Raw genomic sequence first — 19,926 nt, 5'->3', positions numbered from 1 at the left:
TGCAACTTCGGGTGCGGCGGCCGTTTTTGTAATTATATGGTGTTACTTCGCGAATTCAAACGTTTGCATTATGTCTGATTCCTTGCGTCACAGTGTGCCTGGCCGGAGTGGCTGGCGGTTGATTCTGGCCGGTCTTGCCTGGCTTTTGCTGCTTGCCATTGCCCCGACAGCCCTGGCCCAAAAACCATCCCCCAAAGCCGCCGACGTGTACGTGGACGCCAAAGGCGTACTGCGCTGGCAGGGTAGCAAGCAGGAGGTAGCCCTATTCGGGGTTAACTACACCACGCCCTTTGCCTACTCTTACCGCGCCCACCAGAAGCTGGGCATCAACCTGGAAAAAGCCATTGACCAGGATGTGTACCACCTTTCGCGCCTGGGCATCGATGCCTTCCGGGTGCACGTCTGGGATGTGGAAATCACCGATACGCTGGGCAACATCCTGCAGAATGAACACCTGCGCCTGCTTGATTACCTGGTGCAGCGGCTTAAGCAGCGGCGCATCAAAATCATTCTGACCCCCATTGCCTACTGGGGCAACGGCTATCCGGAAAAGGACACGGCCCAGACGGGCTTCTCCAGCATTTACCCCAAAGGCCGGGCCTACAACAACGAGCGGGCCGTGCGGGCCCAGGAAAACTACCTGAAGCAGTTCCTCAATCACCGCAACCAATACACCGGCCAGCTCAACCGCGAGGACCCCGACATCATCGCCTACGAGGTTTGCAACGAGCCCCACTACCGCCAGCCCGAGGCTGAGGTGAGCCATTTTGTGGAGCGTATGGTGCAGGCCATGCGCAGCACAGGCTACCAGAAGCCCATCTTCTACAACATTGCCGAAAGCCCCACGGTAGCCAACGCCATTCTCAACAGCCCGGTGCAAGGCTTTACGTTTCAGTGGTACCCTTCAGCCCTGGTGGGCGGGCACACGCTGCAGGGCAACATGCTGCCCCTGGTAAGCCAGTACCCCATTCCGTACGCCCAGGACCCGCGCTTCAGCCGTAAGCCCCGCATGGTGTACGAGTTCGAGTCGGCGGATATTCTGCAGCCCGTGATGTACCCCCTGATGGCCCGCTCCTTCCGCAGCGCCGGCATGCAGTGGGCCACCCAGTTTGCCTACGACCCGCTGGCCATTGCCTTTGCCAATACCGAGTACCAGACCCACTACCTGAACCTGGCCTATACCCCGGCCAAAGCCCTGAGCCTGCTGATTGCGGGCAAGGTATTCCGGGACGTGAAGCGGGGGCAGCCGTTCGGGGCCTACCCCCAGGATTCGGTCTTCAACAACTTCCGGGTAAGCTACCGCGCGGGCCTGAGTGAGCTGAACACGCCCGAGGAGTTTTACTACACCAGCACTACCACCACCCAGCCGCGCAAGCCCACCGCCCTGCGCCGCCTGGCCGGCACCGGCTCCTCGCCCCTGGTAACCTACGAAGGCACCGGCGCCTACTTCCTCGACCAGCTGGCTACCGGCGTGTGGCGGCTGGAGGTGATGCCCGACGCTATTCCGGTGCGCGACCCGTTTGCCACCACCTCCCTGCGCCAGCCCGTGGTGCGCATTGCCTGGAACACCCAGCCCCTGCGCCTGCGCCTGCCCGGTCTGGGCACTGACTTTACCGTGCGCGGCCTGAACGAAGGCAACACCTTCCAGGGCCAGGCCACCGGCGGCACCGTGCGCCTGCAGCCCGGCGTGTACGTGGTAGCGGCCCGGGGCAAAAACACCGCGGCCTTCACGGCCCAAACCCAGGTCGGCGCCATCCGGCTGGGTGAGTTTGTGGCCCCGGCCCCTACCCCCCTCCCTACCCAGGTAGTGCACACCGCGCCCACCCAGCTGCCGGCCGGCCGGCCCACTATCCTGCAGGCTACCGTGGCCGGCGCCGACGCGGCTGACTCCCTGTTTCTGGTGGCCCAGCACTTTTACGGCCGCACCCGCGCCCTGCCCATGCGCCGCCTTACCCTGACCACCGCCGAAGCCACCGTACCCGCCGACCTGCTCTACCCGGGCCTGCTGCGCTACTGGGTGGTCGTGAAGCACAATGGCCGCGCCACCACCTTCCCCGGCGGCTTTGCCGGCAGCCCTCAGGACTGGGACTACGCCCCGCGTGAGCATTGGGAGGCCCCGATTGTGGCGGCCGGCGCGGCTCTGCCCCTGTTTGTGGCAGCTCAGGATCAGCAGCGGGTTGAAGTGGGCGGCGTGAACGGAGCCGGCTGGGCCGATTACGTGACCAGCGGCAACGGCCAGCTGGCTTTGCGCCTGCTCCAGAGCCCCCCGGCCCCTACCCCCATTCCTTTTGCCGATGCCGCCGCTCCCGTGGCCTTCCTGCGCGCCTACTTCGCCGACCGGCTGGCCTCGCGTGCTACGGAGGCGGGCACCTTCCGCGAGCTGGTTATCCGGGGCCGCCGGGGAGCCGGGGCAGGCCGCGCCCGCCTCGTGCTGACCACCCGCGACGCGGCGGCTTACGTAGCGGAAGTGGAGTTCGGCGAGGATATGCAGGAAGTGCGCGTGCCGTTGTCGGCGTTCCGGCCTGGTGCTCAACTGCTGCTGCCCCGGCCCTACCCTAGCTTCCTGCCCCTAAGCTTCCAGACGGCCGGCCCGGCTACCCTACCCCTGGCCCAGGCCGAAGTGCTGCAGGTGCTGCTGGAGCCCGCCGCTACCCCCGCCCCGGCCGCCAACGCCCGCCCCTTCCTCGACCTCGAATCCATCTATCTGCGCTAATGAGTAGTTTTCGTCGTGCTTTTCTCTCGCCCCAGCTGCTGGCCCTGAGTGGGCTGCTGGCGCTGGCCGCCTGCACCCGCCCGGGGGGTACTGCCGGCCGGACCGCCTCGGCTCTGCAGCCCGAGACCTTTAACCAGGACTGGGAGTTTGTGAAGGATGTGGACACGGCCGTGGGCCCCACCTTCTTCGCGCGCACTGCCGATGCCGCCCGGCCCTGGGCCGCGGTGGGCCTGCCCCACACGCCCCGCCTGGAGCCGGTGGTAACCACCGCCCGGCAGTGGCAGGGCACCTGCTTCTACCGCCGCTTTTTCCGGGTGGCTGCCGCTGATACCGCCCGCCGTGTGGCCATCCGGTTTGAGGGAGCCATGCAGGAAGCCGATGTGTACCTGAACGGCCGCCGCCTTGCCCATCACCAGGGCGGCTACCTGCCTTTCACCGTAAACCTGACGCCCTACCTCCGTCCCGGCGCCGAGAACTGCCTGCTGGTGAAGCTCAACAACCAAGACAACCCCGCCATTCCGCCCGGCAAGCCCCTCAAAGACCTCGATTTTAACTACTACGGTGGCCTCTACCGCCCCGTACAATTGGTAGTGCAGGACCGCCTGCGCCTGACCGACGCCGTAGAATCGGGGCGGGTGGCCGGGGGCGGCCTGCTGCTTCGCTACGAAAACGTGAGCGAGCAGCAGGCCACCCTGCACCTGCAGGCCGAAATCCGCAACGACTACCGCACCGACCGGGCCGCCCGCCTGCGCACCGTGGTGCTCGATGCCGGGGGTAAGGAAGTGGCCCGCGCCCTCACCGATGCGCCCCTGCTCACGCCCGGCGGCGCTACCTTGGTGCGGCAAACCCTGCCCCTGACCCAGCCCAAACTCTGGACGCCCACGCGCCCCTACCTTTACCGGGTAGTGACGGAAGTGCTGGACGACAAGGGCCGCGCCCTCGACCGCCAGGAGCTGACCACCGGTGTGCGTACCATCCGCTTCGCGCCCGAAGGCTTCTACCTCAATGGTCAGAAAACGCGCCTGCGCGGTACCAACCGCCACCAGGAGTACCCCTATCTGGCCTACGCCTTATCGGATGAAATGCAGTACCGCGACGCCTGGAAAATCAAGGAAGCCGGTTTCAACTTTGTGCGCTGCTCCCACTACCCGCCTTCGCCGGCTTTTCTGCAGGCCTGCGACGAGCTGGGTTTGCTGGTGATGAACTCCATTCCGGGCTGGCAGTTTTTCGGGGCCGAGGACTTTCAGCGCAACAGCCTCCAGAACGTGCGCGACATGGTGCGCCGCGACCGGAACCACCCCAGCATTGTGCTCTGGGAGGCCGCCCTCAACGAAACCGACATGAGCAAGTCGTTCATGGATCAGGCCCACCAGGCCGTGCACGAGGAACTGCCCTTCCCCACCGACGTGTACACCTGCGGCTGGCTCGACTACGCCTACGACGTGTTCATTCCGGCCCGCCAGCACGCCAAAGCCCCCGACTACTGGCACAAGTACAATAAGCAGAAGCCCATCCTGCTCTGCGAGTACGGCGACTGGGAATACTACGCCCAGAACGCCGGCTTCAACCAAACGGCCTACGCCGGCCTGAAGGAGGCCGAACGCACTTCGCGCCAGTTGCGCGGCCAGGGCGAGCGGGCCCTGATTCAGCAGGCGCTCAACTTCCAGGAGGCTCACAACGACAACTTTATCGGCCCGGCCATCGGCGACGCCAACTGGCTGCAGTTCGATTACAAGCGCGGCTACGCCCCGGATATCGAGTCGTCGGGTATTATGGACATCTACCGCCTGCCCAAGTTTGCCTTCTACTTCTACCAGAGCCAGTACGGCCCCACCCCCGATGCCCAGGGCTTCGGCAAGCCCATGGTGTACGTGGCCAGCTATGCCCAGGCCAGCACCGCGCCCCGGCAGGTGCGGGTGTTCAGCAACTGCGCCGAGGTAGAGCTGCAGCTGAATGGCAAACCCCTGGCCCGCCAGCGCCCCGATCAGGACCGTTATTCCGACCACCTGGCTCACCCTTCGTTTACGTTCACCGTGCCGCCGTTCAGCACCGGTACGCTGCGGGCCGTGGCCTATCTGAACGGTCAGGCAGCGGCCGAGCACACCCGCCGCACGCCCGGCCCGGCCCACCACCTGCAGCTCCGCTTCGACCGGAGCGGCCGCGACCTGACCGCTGACCGCCAGGATGCCGTGTTTGTGTACGCTACCGTAGTAGATGCCCAGGGCACGCCCGTACCGGATGCCGCTACCCCCATCCGCTTTGCCGTAACCGCCGGCGACGCCGAGCTGCTCGGCGACAACCCCGTGGCCGCCGAAGCGGGCATTGCCACGTTGCTGCTACGGGCCGGCCGCACCCCGGGCACGGTGCAGCTTACGGCCTCGGCCGAGGGCTTGCCGGCCGCTACCCTATCGGTGCGCAGCGTTAAACCGTAAACCGGGCCGCTGGTCTAAGCTGTCCTTGAAATCAGCCGGGCTAGCCGTAGCAAGTCACCATTTTCTTCGGCCCCTTCACCCAAGGTTCGGGGGTAGGCTTCATCTTTTGCCGCCGGCTTTTCGTTACTTTGGCTTCCTTCATTTGCTCTTCCTAGCTTATGCCCCGCATCTTAATTATTGACGACGAAAAGGCCATTCGGCACACGCTGAAGGAAATTCTCGAGTACGAAAGCTACCAGGTAGATCAGGCCGAGGATGGCCCCACGGGCCTGGACATGCTCATCCGCGACAAGTACGACGTAGTGCTCTGCGACATCAAAATGCCCAAGATGGATGGCATTGAGGTGCTGGAACGGGCCCGCATTGTGGCGCCCAACGCAGCCTTCATTATGGTATCGGCCCACGGCAACGTAGAAATGGCCGTGGATGCCACCAAGAAAGGCGCCTTCGACTTTCTGCAGAAGCCACCAGACCTGAACCGCCTGCTGGTAACCGTGCGCAACGCCCTGGACCGCACCAAGCTCACGGCCGAAACTACCAAGCTGGCCACTGAGAACAAGACGCTCAAGAAAAAGCTGGCCAAGAACTCGGAAATGATTGGCGACTCGGCGGCCCTTACGGCCGTGCGCAAAGCCATTGAGAAGGTAGCCCCCACCGATGCCCGCGTACTCATTACAGGGCCCAACGGCGCCGGCAAGGAAATGGTGGCCCGCCAGCTGCACGAGCTCAGCAACCGCAGCAGCGGCCCCCTGATTGAAGTCAACTGTGCCGCTATTCCCTCGGAGCTGATTGAATCGGAGCTGTTCGGGCACGAAAAGGGCTCGTTCACCTCGGCTGTCAAGCAGCGCATCGGTAAATTTGAGCAAGCCGATGGGGGCACCCTGTTCCTGGACGAAATCGGCGACATGAGCTTGTCGGCCCAGGCCAAAGTGCTGCGCGCCCTGCAGGAAAACAAGATTACCCGCGTGGGCGGCGAGAAGGAAATATCGGTGAATGTGCGGGTGCTGGCGGCTACCAACAAGGACCTGCTCCAGGAAATTGCCGACCGTAACTTCCGCGAGGACCTTTACCACCGCCTCTCCGTCATCCTGATTCAGGTGCCGGCCCTCAACGACCGCCGCGACGATATTCCGGCCCTCATCGAGAAATTCCTGAAGGACATTGCCGCCGACTACGGCAACAAGCCCAAGCGCATCGAGGAAGCGGCCCTCACCTACCTCCAAAGCCTCGATTGGCGCGGCAACATCCGGGAGCTGCGCAACGTGGTGGAACGCCTCGTTATCATGAGCGACGACACCATTACCGAAGCTGACGCCCGCGCCTTTGCCGGGAAGTAATCTTCTGTCATTGCGAGCGGAGCGAAGCAACCCTTCCTCTCTCTGTGATAAGCTTAGACAAGTGACAAGCCCTTACTTCCGTGCCGGAGGTAAGGGCTTGTCACGTTTTAAGGGGTAGCACGTTCGTCAGGAAGGATGGCGTCGCTCCGCTCGCCATGACGCTCCTAATCAGACTCTACACCATCTGGTTGCACCCTCTGATATCGGAATTATCCAGGCGGCCGAGCACTTCAAACGAGCCATCGGGGTGCAGGCGGGCCAGGTCCTTGGTTTCGATGAAGGCGCAGGAGTCCACGTTGGCCAGGTCGATGACGTTGATGGCGCCGCTGGCCCTGGTGGCCGACACCGAGAATGGGTCCGAGGGGTCGCGCAGGAGCACTTGCAGCTGCGGCGGAGCGTGGAAGCGACCGTCGCCGAAGCTGTAGGCCTGGCCCAGCAGCTCCGTCATGCCGTACTCAGAGTGAATGCCGGCCGGGCCGAAAGCCTGTTGCAGCTCGGCGTGCAGCTCCTCCCGAATCATTTCGCGGCGGCGGCCCTTCATCCCACCGGTTTCCAGCACCGTGAGGCCGTGCAGGGCCGGGTCGCCGGCGTAGGCCGCGGCCAGATCCAGCAGGGCATAGCTCACCCCAATCAGCAGTACGCGGCGGCTGGTATCCTGCTTGGCCTCGCGCAGGGCCGAGAGCAGCGCGGCGTGGTCGTGCAGGAAAAAGGCTGGCTGCTTCTGCCCCGAAACCTGGGCGAAATAATCGACCATGGCTACCAACGACGACTGGCCTTGCTCCAGGTACGAGGGTAGCAAAGCCAGCACCGTCCAGCCCGTCAGCGGTCCGTAGTAGTGCTCGAAGATGCGGGCCGCGTGCCGGCGGTACAGCTGCGGGTCGCGGACGTAGTGGTGGCTGCGCTGCTGCTGGGTAGTGCCGCTGCTCAGAAATACTTCCTGCGGCTCCCACTCGGCTCCGTCGGTGCGCACCTCGTGGGTTTTGAAGAATTCAATAGGTAGGAAGGGGATCTGCTCGAAGCTCTGCACCTCGCTGGGCCGGCGGCCCAACGCGGCCAGATACTCCTGGTAGGGCAAACAATGGGTAGCTTGATACCGGAATAAGCGCAGGGCGGCCGCTTCGGCGGTGGCCGCCGTCAGGAAGGGAAGCTGGTGGAGGTAATCGGTGCGGAAACTCATTCAGCGGGTGCGGGGTTAGCGAAAGGATAGAACAATGCGGGCGTTACTTCGTTCGTTTAGATGTTGTACCTTCCCCCACCAGGTCTGCTTTTCCACCTCGTTCTTTTCCCCCTTATGCTCATACTTCGTACGCTCTGCTATGTGGCCCTGGTGGTCTGTTTCGGACTCGGAATTGCCTCCTGCGTCAGCCCGCCCGACTACCCTGACACGCCGGAAATTTCCTTTAAAAAGATAGAAACAGCCCGGATTGTAAAACAAACCGGGTCCTACGATACCGTATCGGTGACCATTTCCTTCAAAGACGGCGACGGGGACCTGGGCCTCGATGACAGCGACACGGGCTTCCCCTACAGCCGGCTAGACCAGAGCGGCAAGCTCAATAAATACTACAACAACTACTTCATGACCATGCAGGTGCAGGAAAGCAGCGGCAACTACGTGGACCTGCCGCTGGGTACCCTGGACTACAACAGCCGCTACCCCCGCCTCTCGCCCGAGGCTCAGGGCAGCCGCAAAACGCCCCTGCGCGGCGACCTCACCTTCGGCCTGACCATTACCCAAGGCACGCTGCGGGTTATCAAGCCCGATTTGCCGGCCCAGATTATGGTGCGCTTCAAGGTCCGGATCGTGGACCGGGCCCTGCACGAAAGCAACGAAATCATCACCGACCCCATTGCCACCCGCTAAGCGCGGGGTTGCGGCCCGTTTAGCAGCCGGCTCCGGCGCCTACTCCCCGTACGGAGGGTAGGGGCCGGAGCCGGCTGGTTTTTTGCTCCCTAGTAGATAGCCGGGAAGCGCTTGGGGTCGGCTTCCTGCATGATTTCGTACACGGCGTCGAATACGTCCTCGGCGTTGGGCTTGCTGAAATAGTCGCCGTCGGAGCCGTAGGGCGGGCGGTGAGCCTGGGCTGAGAGGCAGCGCGGCTGCGAGTCGAGGAAGCGGTAGGCCTGCTGCTCATCCAGCACCTGCTGCAGCATGTAGGCGGTAGCGCCCCCGGGCACGTCCTCGTCGGCGAACAACACGCGGTTGGTGCGCTGCAGGGAGTCGGCAATGACGTGGTCCACGTCGAAGGGCAGCAGGGTCTGTACGTCGATGATTTCCACGTTGATGCCTACCTCTTCGAGTTGCTTGGCGGCATCCTGCACAATGCGGCACATGGAGCCATAAGTGACAATCGTCAGGTCCTCGCCTTTCTTAAGGGTTTCGGGCCGGCCGAGGGGTAGGGTGAACTCGCCCACGTTGCTGGGGATGCGCTCCTTGAGGCGGTAGCCGTTCAGGCACTCAATCACAATGGCCGGCTCATCACTGCGCAGCAAGGTGTTGTAGAAGCCGGCGGCCTGGGTCATGTTGCGCGGCACGCACAGGTGCATACCCCGGATGGAGCCCAGAATCATTTGAATGGGTGAGCCTGAGTGCCAGATGCCTTCCAGCCGGTGCCCGCGGGTGCGCACAATCAGCGGGGACTTCTGGCCGCCTTTGGTACGGTACTGCAGCGGGGCCACGTCATCGGAGAGAATCTGGATGGCGTAGAGCAGGTAGTCGAGGTACTGGATTTCGGTGATGGGTCGCAGGCCGCGCATAGCCGCGCCAATGCCCTGCCCCACAATGGTGCACTCCCGGATACCGGTATCCGTCACGCGCAGCTCGCCAAACTTTTCCTGCAGACCGGCAAAGGCCTGGTTTACGTCGCCGATGCGGCCCACATCCTCGCCAATGGCGAAGATGCGCGGGTCGCGCTGGAAATTGGCATCGAAGCAGGCCTGCAGCACCTCGCGGGCATCTACCTGGGGCGCGTTGGCGTCGAACTTGGCGGGCACTTCTTCGATGTTGCCTACGGCCTCTTCGCTTTGGCTGAAGAGGTAGGAGTTGTAGCGGTCGGCATTTTCGGCCAGGGCCTGCTCCAACCAGTTCTGCAGGTCGCGGCGGGCGGCGCTACGCTGGCCGCGTACCTGGCGCAGGGCGCGGCGCACAGTGCGCACCAAATCGGCGCGGATGGGGGCCGAGTTGTGCTCCAGGGTTTCTACCAGCTCGTGCAGGCTGTTTTCGCGGCCGGTTTCGGCCACCAGCTTGTTGAGCAGTGGCACTACCTCGTCGCGCTCCTGCTTGATGGGGTTGAAGAACTCGTTCCAGGCGGCCGTGCGGGCCACTTTTACGGTTTCCTTGGCCTCGTTTTCAATCTGGTCGAGCTCCTGCTCGGAGGCGTGGCCTTCCTGCAACAGCCACTCGCGCAGTTTGCGCAGGCAGTCGTGCTCTTCTTCCCAGGAAAGGCGGGTTTTGCTTTTGTACCGCTCGTGCGAGCCGCTGGTGCTGTGGCCCTGGGGCTGGGTAACTTCCTGTACGTGAATAAGTACGGGCACGTGCTGGGTGCGGCACACCTCGGCGGCGCGCTGGTAGGTGTCCACCAGGCCGGGGTAGTCCCAGCCCTTCACCCGGAAAATCTCGAAGCCTTCCTGGCCCTCGCCTTCGCGCTGGAAGCCTTTCAGAATTTCACTGATATTCTGCTTGGTGGTCTGATACTCGGCGGGCACCGAAATGCCGTAGTGGTCGTCCCAGACGCTGACGAGCATAGGAATCTGGAGTACGCCGGCGGCATTAATGGCCTCGAAGAACATCCCCTCCGAGGTGCTGGCATTGCCAATAGTGCCGAACGCCACCTCGTTGCCGTTCACCGAAAACTGCGAAAACTGGTGCAGCTCGGGGTTCTGGCGGTAGAGCTTGGAGGCGTAGGCCAGGCCCACGAGGCGGGGCATCTGGCCGCCGGTGGGCGAAATATCGGCCGAGGAATTCTTGCTCTGGGCCAGGTTCCGGAAGTTGCCGTCCTCATCGAGGTGACGGGTACCGAAGTGGCCGTTCATGGCGCGGCCGGCCGTGGAGGGCTCGGCTTCTACATCGGGGTGGGCATAGAGCTGGGCGAAGTACTGCTGCAGGGTCAGCTCGCCGATGGCCAGCATAAACGTCTGGTCGCGGTAGTAGCCCGAGCGCCAGTCGCCGGCCCGGAACGCGCGGGCCATGGCCAGCTGGGGCACTTCCTTGCCGTCGCCGAAGATGCCGAACTTGGCTTTACCCATGAATACTTCCTTGCGGCCGGCCAGGGAGGCCTGGCGGCTCTCCCAGCCCAGGCGGTAGTCGCGGAGCAGGTCTTCTTTGCTGAGGGAGGCGACGCTGGTTGGCACGTCGGCGGCGGTTTCGGCAGTGGACATAAATAGAAAGGCGGGTGGAGTTAGGAGCCGGGCGCTGGTGGTGGTGGGAAGCTGCCGCCCGGAAAGCAGGCCCCCAAAAGTACGGATTTACGGCTGATGCGGTGACAGGCGTTTTTCTGGCTATCTTTGGGTAGGGTATGCGGGTAGAGAGAGGGTAGGAGGGTGTGGGGGTAGGAGGTGAAAAAGGTAGTGGGTGGCGAAGCTACGCGTCAGGACACGCGCTGCCCAGGTTTACCTCACGACCTCCTACCCGCACACCCCCACACTCCCACCCCCATACCCTCCTACCCTCACACCCTCCTACTCTACTGTCATGAAACACGTATTCTTCTTTCTGATTGCCCTGCTGGCAGCCGTGGCAGCACAAGCTCAGGGCGTACTCAAGTTCGAGCAGGAGCTGCACGATTTCGGCAACGTGCCGGAGGGTACCATGGCCACCCACGAGTTCCGCTTCCGGAACGTGGGCAACCAGCCCGTCATCATCGCCAACGTGCAGGCCAGCTGCGGCTGCACTACCCCCGACTGGACGAAAACCCCTGTGTTGCCCGGCAAAACCGGCATCGTGAAGGCCGTGTACAGCAGCGCCGGCCGCCCCGGCATCTTCAATAAAACCGTGACGGTAACCAGCAACGCCGCTACCCCCAGCACGGTGCTCACCATCAAAGGCAATGTGCTGAACAAAGACCAGATGAAGGCCACCCTGACTCCGGCGCAAATCGCGCAATCGGCCCGCCTGACGGTGGACCGTACCACCCACGATTTCGGCAAAATGGAAGCCGGTCAGTCGTTGGTAGCGCGCTTCACGGTAAAAAACACGGGCAAGCAGGACCTGGTGCTGGGCGCTATTACCTCGCAGTGCTACTGCGTGGGTTACAAAAATGCTCCCGCGCCCATCAAGCCCGGCCAAAGCGCCGTAGTGGAGCTGGTGTACAATCAGCGCAAACTAGGTGCCCAAGCCGAAACCGTCACCATCACCAGCAACGACGTGACCGGCGACACCAAGCTGACTCTGAAAGCCCAGGTAGTGCAGGACCTGAACGCCGGCAGCATGGTCAAGGAAAGCGGCGCGTCGGTTCCGTTTAAGTAGTTTTGACTTTTAAGGGAAGAGGTGAATTGTGACAGGTAAAAGGTCAGTTGGTGGTTATGGTAGCCCCGGTACGACCATCCTGATAAAGAATAAAGCAGCAAACCCTTACTTCCGAGCTGGAGGTAAGGGTTTGTCGCATTTCAAGGGGTAGGCACTTTGGCCGGGAAGGATTGCTTCGGCTACCGCCTCGCAATGACAATTACACCGTATCTTTGCCCCGCCTTTTCCCGGCAACACCCATCCACCCACTTTCACTCTTGCTTCGAGCCATGATTATCGGCGTACCGAAAGAAATTAAGAACAACGAAAACCGCGTGGGCCTGACCCCCGCTGGCGTAGCTGAATTCCGCAAGCATGGCCACGAGGTGTTCGTGCAGGCTACCGCCGGCAACGGCAGTGGCTTCTCCGACGCCGAATATGAGCAAGCCGGTGCTACCATTCTGCCTTCGATTGAAGACGTGTACGCCAAGGCCGAAATGATTGTGAAGGTGAAGGAGCCGATTGCGCAGGAATACCCCCTCATCAAGGAAAACCAGCTGCTGTTCACCTACTTCCACTTTGCTTCGAGCGAAGAGCTGACCCACGCCATGATTGAGCGCAAGGCCGTGTGCCTGGCCTATGAAACCGTGGAACTGCCCTCGCGCGCCCTCCCCCTGCTTATCCCGATGAGCGAGGTAGCCGGCCGCATGGCTCCGCAGGAAGGCGCCAAGTACCTGGAGAAGCCCCTGAAAGGCCGCGGTATTCTGCTGGGCGGCGTACCCGGCGTGAAGCCCGCCGAGGTACTGGTGCTGGGCGGCGGTATCGTGGGAACGCAGGCGGCTAAAATTGCCGCTGGTCTGGGTGCCCGCGTAACCATCATGGACATCAGCCTGAACCGTTTGCGCGAGCTGGACGACATCATGCCCAAGAACGTGGTGACCCAGTACAGCAACGAGTACAACATCCGCGAAGCCATTAAGACTGCCGACCTGATTGTGGGTGCCGTGCTGATTCCGGGCGCGAAGGCTCCCCACCTCATCACCCGCGAAATGCTCAAGACTATGAAGCCCGGTACCGTGCTCGTCGACGTGGCCGTGGACCAGGGTGGCTGCATTGAAACCTGCAAGCCCACCACCCACGAAGACCCCACCTTCATCATCGACGACATCGTGCACTACTGCGTGGCCAACATGCCGGGTGCTGTGCCCTACACTTCTACCCTGGCCCTGACTAACGCTACCCTGCCCTACGCCGTGAAGCTGGCGAACCTGGGTTGGCAGGAGGCCTGCCGCCGCGACGAGGCCCTGCGCCTCGGCCTGAACGTGGTGAACGGCAAAGTGGTGTACAAAGGCGTAGCCGAAGCCTGGGGCCTGCCCCTGGAAACGGTGGATTCGGTGATGGAAGTAGCCGTTGCTTAAGTAGCAACTGATAATCAGGAATTGAAAATTGGGCGTTCTGGCGGCGTAAATGCTACCGGAACGCTCAATTTTTCTTTACCTGGCTGCCTTCTGGTATACACCAGCCAACAGCCAATTTTTCATTGCTAATTACTAATTGTTGATTACCAATTGTCCATGAGAGGCATTCTATATACGGGCGGCGAGCTGACCGACTTGGTGAGCTTTGCCCGCCTGCCTTCCTACCTGCAAAGCTTCCTGCGGGAGCAGAACGGGGTAGTTGCTTACTTCGGCGGACTCCACATCCGGGGCTGCGTGCAGGAGCCGGCCTGGCACTCCCTCACCGAAGCCTGGCAGAGCGAGCGGGCCTTCTGGCGCACCTACGACGAAGTGCAGGAAACCGACGTTCCGTTTGCCCAGGACTGCGCGGGCAACCAGTTTCTGCTGCGCGGCGATGCCGTGCTGTTCCTGGACACCGAAACCGGCGAGCTGGCCGACTTAGAGGTTGACTTCAAGCACTTCCTGTTCGGGGCCGAGAAATTTCCGCTCGATGCGCTGGGCATGGAGCCGTTGCGCGCGTTTCAGCAGCGCGGCGGCATGCTGCAGCCGGGGCAGCTGCTGAGCCTGATTCCGCCGGTGTGCATTGCCACGGCGAGCAGCAAGCCCACGGCTACCGCTGTACCGGCCGCCGCCCGGCTGGCCTGGCTGGCAGACTTCTATCAGCAAATCAAAAACCTGCCCGATGGCCAGTCGGTGCGCCTCAAGCCGCTCTGAGCGTTCCAGCTGCCACTACCCGGTCCGACGCCTTTGGCATCGGACCGGTTGACGTTGCTGACGCCTGCCCAACGGAGTTTGGGCGGAGGAAGTGGGTAGGCAGCTGCGGTTCTAGCGGCGCAGCCGGTAACCGGTCGGATGCTTTCGGCACCGGACCGACGGAAGCAGGTGCACACAACTTTAACCACATAACTTCGGCGCTTTTGCGTTGCCGTAGAGCTAGTGCGTTCCTCGGCCGCTAGTGTAGCTCGTCTTTTCTATGCCTTCTTTGTTTCTGCGCCTGCTTCTGCGGCGGTTTGCGCTGCTGCTCGGTAGTTATGCCTTGCTGCGGCTGGGCTTTTACTGGGCCAATTACGCTGTGTTTCAGGAGGCAGCGGCTGGGCAGGTAGCGTGGGCCTTTGTGTATGGGTTGCGGTTTGATGTGGCGGGGCTGCTGCTGCTGAATCTGCCGTTCGTGCTGCTGTCGGTGGTGCCTTCCGTGGGCCGCTCGTGGCAGAAGCTGGTGCGGGGCGTGTACCTGACGCTGAATGCCACCGGCATTGCCCTGAACCTGATTGACACTCAGTACTTTAAGTTTATTGGTCGGCGCACCAGCAACGAGTTGTTTACCATTACCGGCGACATTCAGCGCCAGGCCGGGCAGTTGGTGGGCCACTACTGGTTTCTGCTGATTCCGTTCGGGGTGCTGTTCGGGTTGCTGTGGTATGCCTACCCCATGCCGCACCGCGCAGCCTCCGCCGCGGTTATGGGAATAGGACCGCGGCGCTGGCTGCGGCCCGGACTGGAATTTGTATTGGTGGCCGGCCTGACGGTGCTCGGCATCCGGGGTGGGCTGCAGCTCAAGCCGTTGCGCACCGGCCACGCCTTCATCCAGAGCCCGCCCATCCTGGGCCACGTGACGCTCAACAGCACGTTTACTTTCCTGAAAAGCCTGGGCTACCAGCCCCCGGAGCGGCGCAGCTACTTCGCCTCCCCCGAAACCCTGCAGGCCGCGCTGGCGGTGCATCAGCCCGCGGTGCGCCCCAACGCCCCGCGCGACAACGTGGTGGTGTTGCTGGTGGAAAGCTTCGCCTCGGAGTACAATGGCATTGAAAACGGGGGGCAGGGCTACACGCCTTTCTTCGATTCGCTGGCCACTCAGGGGCTGCTGTTCCGGCACCATTACGCCAACGGCCGCCGCTCCATTGAGGCCTTGCCGGCGGTGCTGGCCGGGCTGCCTTCCCTGATGGAAAGCCCTTTTATCACCTCCAATTTTCAGACTGATGAGCTGCACGGCCTGGGCGAATTACTTGGCCGCCAGGGCTACGCTACTTCCGTGTTTCACGGGGCCCAGAACGGCACTATGGGCTTCAATACCTTTGCCGGCATCACGGGTATGCAGCAGTACTACGGCCTGCAGGAGTACCCCAAAGGCATGCAAAGTCCCGATTATGACGGGCACTGGGGGATTTTCGATGAGCCCTACCTGCAGTACTTCGCCCGGCAGCTGAGCCAGCAGAGGCAGCCGTTTTTCTCCACGGTGTTCACGCTCACCTCGCACGAGCCGTTCCCGGTGCCGGAACAGTACAAGAGCCGGTTTGCGCCCGGTCAGCTGCCCATTCATGCCTCCATTCGGTACACTGATTTTGCCCTGCGCCGGTTTTTTCAGACGGCCGCCCGGCAGCCCTGGTACCGCAATACCCTGTTCATTCTGCTCGCCGACCACACTTCCCAAACCCTGCGGCCCGACTACCAAAACACGCTGGGCTCCTACAAAACCCCCCTGCTGCTCTTTCACCCCGGCCGGCCGCTGCCGGCCGCTAATCCGGAGCGCATCACCCAGCAGGCCGATGTGCCGGCCACTATTCTCGACTACCTGGGTGTGCCCGCGCAGGGCCGGCTGCTGTCTTTCGGCTACTCCGTGTTCGACACCGCCACTACCGGCCGGGCCCTGTTCCTGAGCGGCGGCAGCTACTTTCTGGTGCATTCCGACTTTGTAACCGAGCTAACGGCAGACAACCAGGTGCGCCTCTACCCTTACGCCAACCACCAGCTTCCCCCTACCCCCCTGACCAACCCCAACCCCGAGAAGCTGCAGCAGTACGGCGACGAGCTAAAAGCCTGCGTGCAATTTTTCCTGAACGGCCTGGCCGACAACAGCTTGTATAAGCAGTGAAGGAGTAAATGTGTCATGGCGAGGACGCAGGACGAAGCCATCCGTCCTGACCAAGGTGCTACCCCCCAACATGTGACAAGCCCTTACTTCCAGCACGGAGGTAAGGGCTTGTCAGGTTATCAGGCTGGTCACAAAAGAGAGGAAGGATGGCGTCGCTCCGCTCGCCATGACAGTCCTTCACTTATTCACCGTACCTCGGCACTTCCGGCAGCCGCTCGTTGGTGCGCTGCTCGAAGTTGACGCGCCAGCAGAAGTGGCTGAGCCCGTTGGAGAGCAGCAGCAGCGGAGCCCCAATGGTCTGGTTGTAGGTAGCAGCCTGCAGGGCTACGGCGGCGGTAATGGGCACGGAGGGGGCCTTGCATTCCACCAGCAAGAGCGGCTGGCCGTGGCCATCCAGGGCTACTAAGTCGGTGCGTTTTTGGCGCTGGTTGTAGCGGTGGCCGCGCTCCAGGCTGAGCAAACCCTTGGGGTAGCCGCGGTGGTTGATGAGGTAGTGCACAACGTGCTGGCGCACCCATTCCTCGGGCGTGAGCACCACGTGGCGGCGGCGCAGAACATCCCAGATTAGCAAATTTTCGCTGGATTGTGTAACTTTGTACTCGAAAGGCGGCAGGTTCAACTCTTGCATCACCTCCAAAGGTACGGCCCTGGGTACTTACTCCCGCTTTTCGCCCCGTACCGTCGCACCCAGGTTTCTGGGTCCCGACGGTTTTTTTGTACCCCAACTTTCCGGCTGTACGTGGCTGGTGGCGGCAACTAGCCGCGGCCGATGCTCGCGCAGCCTTTCCACAAGCAACACATATTTGACATAGCTTATGAAGACCAAAGCCGACATTGTTGAGAACTGGCTGCCGCGCTACACCGGCGTACCCCTGGATGAGTTTGGCCAGTACATCCTGCTGACCAACTTTATTAACTACGTGCACATGTTCGCCGAGCAGTTTGGGGCCGAAGTGCGCGGCCTGGACAAGCCCATGCAAACGGCTACGGCCAACGGCATCACCATTATCAACTTCGGCATGGGCTCGCCCATGGCCGCTACCGTAATGGACTTGCTGTCGGCCATTAAGCCGAAAGCGGCGCTGTTCCTGGGTAAGTGCGGGGGCCTGAAAAACAAAACCAAGCTCGGCGACCTGATTCTGCCCATTGCAGCTATCCGCGGCGAGGGTACTTCCGATGATTACCTGCCCGCCGAGATTCCGGCCCTACCCTCCTTCCGCCTGCAGCGCGCCGTATCGTCCATGATCAAGAAGCACGAGAAGGACTACTGGACCGGCACCGTGTACACCACTAACCGCCGCGTGTGGGAGCACGACGAAAACTTCAAGGAGTATCTGCGCCAGATCCGGGCCATGGCCGTGGATATGGAAACGGCGACCATCTTCACCGTAGGTTTCGTCAACGAAATTCCCCACGGCGCCCTGCTGCTGGTATCGGACAACCCTATGACGCCCGAAGGCGTGAAAACCTCCGAGAGCGACAAGAAAGTAACCGCCGACTTCGTAACCGCCCACCTGCAGATTGGCATTGAGTCGCTGCTGGAGCTGAAGAACTCCGGCGAATCAGTGAAGCACATGCGCTTCGAGTAAGCACTTTACTACCCCACAAAAAAGCCCCAACCCTCCTCAGGTGTTGGGGCTTTTTTGTGAGATGTGCGGAACGGGACTTGTACCTGCTGCCGGGGGTAGGGAGCGGGTCTTGTCCCCGCCCGGTGGCTGGGCCAGTATGCGCTTTGTTATTCTAGTTTTTGGGGTTGCCCTACTGCTTTGCCGCGCCCGGTGGGCAGGGAGCCGAGTTGGTTTCTGCCCACCGGGCGTACCGAATGCTTTCATTTCGGACGACGGCGGGCGGGGGCAAGCCCCGCTCCCTACCCCCACGAAAAAGCGCACGCATCCAACATTCGAATTTCTACCTCAACTTGCAGCCCGCGGCCAGTAAATCCCGACTCTGCCTCACCACAACCGTTCCCATCCATATGACCCCACGTTTCCGCCCGTTGCTGGCGCTGCCCCTGTTGCTCGGGGGCTTCACGGCCTGCCAGACTACCTCCCGCCAGGCCGCCGACCTGCTGGTGTACAACGCCACCGTGTACACCGTCGATTCGGCCTTTAGCAAGGCGCAGGCCTTTGCCGTGAAGGATGGCAAGTTTGTGGGGATAGGCACGGCCGATGAGCTGCGCGGCAAGTTTCAGGCCGAGCAGGAAGTGGATGCCCAGGGCCAGTTTATCTACCCTGGTTTTTATGATGCGCACTGCCACTTCTACCGCTACGCCCTGGGCCTGCGCGACGCGGATTTGGTGGGCACCGGCTCCTGGCAAGAGGTAGTGCAGAAGCTCCAGCAGCAGCGCCAGCAGTACCCGCAGGCCGCTTGGCTTACCGGCCGCGGCTGGGACCAGAACGACTGGCCTAACAAGCAATTTCCGACGAAGGACACGCTGGACGCCCTGTTTCCCAACACGCCGGTCTTTATTATCCGGGTTGATGGGCACGCCGCCCTCGTCAATCAAAAGGCCCTGGACCTGGCCGGCGTTACGGCCCGCACGCCCATCAGCGGGGGTACCATCACGAAGGATGCCAGCGGCAAGCTCACGGGCTTGCTGGTCGATAATGCCGTGCGTCTGGTGTCGGGTAAGATTCCGGAGCCCACTGCCGCCGAAGCTGAAGCTGCCCTGCTGGATGCCCAAAAGCGTTGTGTGGCCGTGGGCCTCACCAGCATGGCCGATGCCGGCCTGGAAAAAGCCAACGTGGACCGCATCGACGGTCTGCAGCAGCAAGGCAAGCTGAAAGTGCGCCTCTACGCCATGCTCGCGCCCACTAAGGAAAACAAGGACCACTACCTCAAGCACGGCCCCGTGTTCAAGGACCGCCTCACGGTGTGCTCCTTTAAGGTGTACGCCGATGGGGCCCTGGGCTCCCGCGGGGCCTGCCTGATTCACCCCTACTCCGACCGGCCCAAGGAAACGGGCTTTCTGCTGTCGTCGGTAGCTGATTTTCGCAACCTGGCCAAAGAGCTGGCGGCTAGCAAATTCCAGATGAACACGCACGCCATCGGCGACTCCAGCAACCGCCTCTTGCTGGATATTTACGGCGAGGCGCTGAAGGGCCAGAAAGACCGGCGCTGGCGCATTGAGCACGCCCAGGTAGTGAGCCGCGAGGATGTAGCCAAGTTCGGGCAGTACGGCATCGTACCCTCGGTGCAGCCCACCCACGCTACCTCTGATATGTACTGGGCCGGGGAGCGGCTCGGTGCCGAGCGGCTCAAAACCGCCTACGCCTTCAACGACCTGCGCAAGCAGTACGGGCAGGTGGCCCTGGGCTCCGACTTTCCGGTGGAAGATATCAACCCGCTGTTTGGCTTCCACTCGGCCGTAGCCCGGCAGGATGCCAAGAACTACCCCGCCCAGGGCTTCCAGATGGAAAACGCGCTGAGCCGGGAAGATGCCCTGCGCGGCATGACCACCTGGGCCGCCCATGCTGCCTTCGAGGACAAGCAGAAGGGTAGCATCCGCCCCGGTATGGCTGCCGATTTTGTTATCCTCAACCTTGACCTGTTGCAGGCCCCCAAAGAGAAGCTGCGCGGCGCCAAGGTACAGCAAACCTGGATTGCCGGTGAGCGGGTGTTTGGCGGCAAGTAATAAACTAGTTCAAGAATAAGCCTTTTACTAGCAGTAGCGTG

At 62.1% G+C, this 19,926-nt stretch carries 13 protein-coding genes; 10 read left to right on the top strand and 3 right to left on the bottom strand.

Annotation, left to right across the window (positions count from 1 at the left end):
* Nucleotides 1-145: 145 nt before the first annotated feature.
* The 3 genes from GGU46_RS09325 (at nucleotide 146) to GGU46_RS09315 (ending at nucleotide 6,482) form a co-directional block, all read left to right on the top strand.
* A complete protein-coding gene (locus GGU46_RS09325) occupies nucleotides 146-2,713 on the top strand; it encodes a cellulase family glycosylhydrolase (RefSeq protein ID WP_215906297.1) in 2,568 nt (855 codons plus the stop codon).
* Nucleotides 2,713-5,145: a glycoside hydrolase family 2 protein gene (locus GGU46_RS09320; RefSeq protein WP_183403250.1), complete on the top strand. Its 2,433-nt coding sequence runs from the start codon at nucleotides 2,713-2,715 to the stop codon at nucleotides 5,143-5,145. Before GGU46_RS09325 ends, GGU46_RS09320 begins: the two co-directional genes overlap by 1 nt.
* A 158-nt stretch (nucleotides 5,146-5,303) precedes the next feature.
* Nucleotides 5,304-6,482 (top strand): sigma-54-dependent transcriptional regulator, encoded by a 1,179-nt coding sequence (locus tag GGU46_RS09315; protein WP_183403249.1) that lies wholly within the window; start codon nucleotides 5,304-5,306, stop codon nucleotides 6,480-6,482.
* Nucleotides 6,483-6,657: 175 nt separating this feature from the next.
* On the opposite strand, the gene GGU46_RS09310 is transcribed toward GGU46_RS09315, so the two are convergent.
* Nucleotides 6,658-7,659, bottom strand: coding sequence for an acyl-CoA synthetase family protein (locus GGU46_RS09310; protein ID WP_183403248.1), 1,002 nt, complete (start codon nucleotides 7,657-7,659; stop codon nucleotides 6,658-6,660).
* Nucleotides 7,660-7,773: 114 nt separating this feature from the next.
* Here GGU46_RS09310 and GGU46_RS09305 point away from each other — a divergent pair, with 114 nt between their 5' ends.
* Entirely contained in the window at nucleotides 7,774-8,346 is a 573-nt protein-coding gene (locus tag GGU46_RS09305; RefSeq protein WP_183403247.1) for a hypothetical protein, read from the top strand.
* An 89-nt stretch (nucleotides 8,347-8,435) separates the two neighbouring features.
* On the opposite strand, the gene GGU46_RS09300 is transcribed toward GGU46_RS09305, so the two are convergent.
* Nucleotides 8,436-10,859: a thiamine pyrophosphate-dependent enzyme gene (locus tag GGU46_RS09300; RefSeq protein WP_183403246.1), complete on the bottom strand. Its 2,424-nt coding sequence runs from the start codon at nucleotides 10,857-10,859 to the stop codon at nucleotides 8,436-8,438.
* Between the two features lie 313 nt (nucleotides 10,860-11,172).
* Between GGU46_RS09300 and GGU46_RS09295 the strand changes: the two genes are divergently transcribed.
* The 4 genes from GGU46_RS09295 to GGU46_RS09280 all read left to right on the top strand — a co-directional run bounded on the left by GGU46_RS09295 (nucleotide 11,173) and on the right by GGU46_RS09280 (nucleotide 16,251).
* Complete coding sequence (locus GGU46_RS09295; RefSeq protein ID WP_183403245.1) at nucleotides 11,173-11,946, top strand: DUF1573 domain-containing protein; 774 nt, start codon at nucleotides 11,173-11,175, stop codon at nucleotides 11,944-11,946.
* A 269-nt stretch (nucleotides 11,947-12,215) separates the two neighbouring features.
* A complete protein-coding gene (ald, locus tag GGU46_RS09290; protein ID WP_183403244.1) occupies nucleotides 12,216-13,343 on the top strand; it encodes an alanine dehydrogenase in 1,128 nt (375 codons plus the stop codon).
* Between the two features lie 156 nt (nucleotides 13,344-13,499).
* Complete coding sequence (locus tag GGU46_RS09285; protein ID WP_183403243.1) at nucleotides 13,500-14,096, top strand: SMI1/KNR4 family protein; 597 nt, start codon at nucleotides 13,500-13,502, stop codon at nucleotides 14,094-14,096.
* Nucleotides 14,097-14,355: 259 nt separating this feature from the next.
* Nucleotides 14,356-16,251, top strand: a complete 1,896-nt coding sequence (locus GGU46_RS09280) for an LTA synthase family protein (protein WP_183403242.1) — start codon at nucleotides 14,356-14,358, stop codon at nucleotides 16,249-16,251.
* Between the two features lie 181 nt (nucleotides 16,252-16,432).
* Here GGU46_RS09280 and GGU46_RS09275 read toward each other — a convergent pair whose 3' ends face one another.
* Nucleotides 16,433-16,879 (bottom strand): type I restriction enzyme HsdR N-terminal domain-containing protein, encoded by a 447-nt coding sequence (locus GGU46_RS09275; protein ID WP_183403241.1) that lies wholly within the window; start codon nucleotides 16,877-16,879, stop codon nucleotides 16,433-16,435.
* Between the two features lie 187 nt (nucleotides 16,880-17,066).
* On the opposite strand from GGU46_RS09275, the gene GGU46_RS09270 reads away from it, so the two are divergent.
* The gene (locus GGU46_RS09270; RefSeq protein ID WP_183403240.1) at nucleotides 17,067-17,840 is read left to right on the top strand and encodes an AMP nucleosidase; all 774 of its coding nucleotides are present in this window, start codon (nucleotides 17,067-17,069) and stop codon (nucleotides 17,838-17,840) included.
* Between the two features lie 386 nt (nucleotides 17,841-18,226).
* Entirely contained in the window at nucleotides 18,227-19,885 is a 1,659-nt protein-coding gene (locus GGU46_RS09265) for an amidohydrolase (RefSeq protein WP_183403239.1), read from the top strand.
* Nucleotides 19,886-19,926 lie beyond the last annotated feature (41 nt).

Source organism: Hymenobacter latericoloratus, from assembly GCF_014199535.1.
GTDB lineage: Bacteria > Bacteroidota > Bacteroidia > Cytophagales > Hymenobacteraceae > Hymenobacter > Hymenobacter latericoloratus.
Note: the sequence above shows the minus strand (reverse complement) of the source record. Positions and strands in the feature narration are given on the sequence as shown.

Coding starts and splice junctions, on each gene's coding strand:
- GGU46_RS09300 (WP_183403246.1), bottom strand. CDS start 10,859: ATGTCCACTGCCGAAACCGCCGCCGACGTGCCAACCAGCGTCGCCTCC.
- GGU46_RS09270 (WP_183403240.1), top strand. CDS start 17,067: ATGAAGACCAAAGCCGACATTGTTGAGAACTGGCTGCCGCGCTACACC.
- GGU46_RS09280 (WP_183403242.1), top strand. CDS start 14,356: ATGCCTTCTTTGTTTCTGCGCCTGCTTCTGCGGCGGTTTGCGCTGCTG.
- GGU46_RS09320 (WP_183403250.1), top strand. CDS start 2,713: ATGAGTAGTTTTCGTCGTGCTTTTCTCTCGCCCCAGCTGCTGGCCCTG.
- GGU46_RS09315 (WP_183403249.1), top strand. CDS start 5,304: ATGCCCCGCATCTTAATTATTGACGACGAAAAGGCCATTCGGCACACG.
- GGU46_RS09310 (WP_183403248.1), bottom strand. CDS start 7,659: ATGAGTTTCCGCACCGATTACCTCCACCAGCTTCCCTTCCTGACGGCG.
- GGU46_RS09305 (WP_183403247.1), top strand. CDS start 7,774: ATGCTCATACTTCGTACGCTCTGCTATGTGGCCCTGGTGGTCTGTTTC.
- GGU46_RS09285 (WP_183403243.1), top strand. CDS start 13,500: ATGAGAGGCATTCTATATACGGGCGGCGAGCTGACCGACTTGGTGAGC.
- GGU46_RS09265 (WP_183403239.1), top strand. CDS start 18,227: ATGACCCCACGTTTCCGCCCGTTGCTGGCGCTGCCCCTGTTGCTCGGG.
- GGU46_RS09275 (WP_183403241.1), bottom strand. CDS start 16,879: ATGCAAGAGTTGAACCTGCCGCCTTTCGAGTACAAAGTTACACAATCC.
- ald (WP_183403244.1), top strand. CDS start 12,216: ATGATTATCGGCGTACCGAAAGAAATTAAGAACAACGAAAACCGCGTG.
- GGU46_RS09295 (WP_183403245.1), top strand. CDS start 11,173: ATGAAACACGTATTCTTCTTTCTGATTGCCCTGCTGGCAGCCGTGGCA.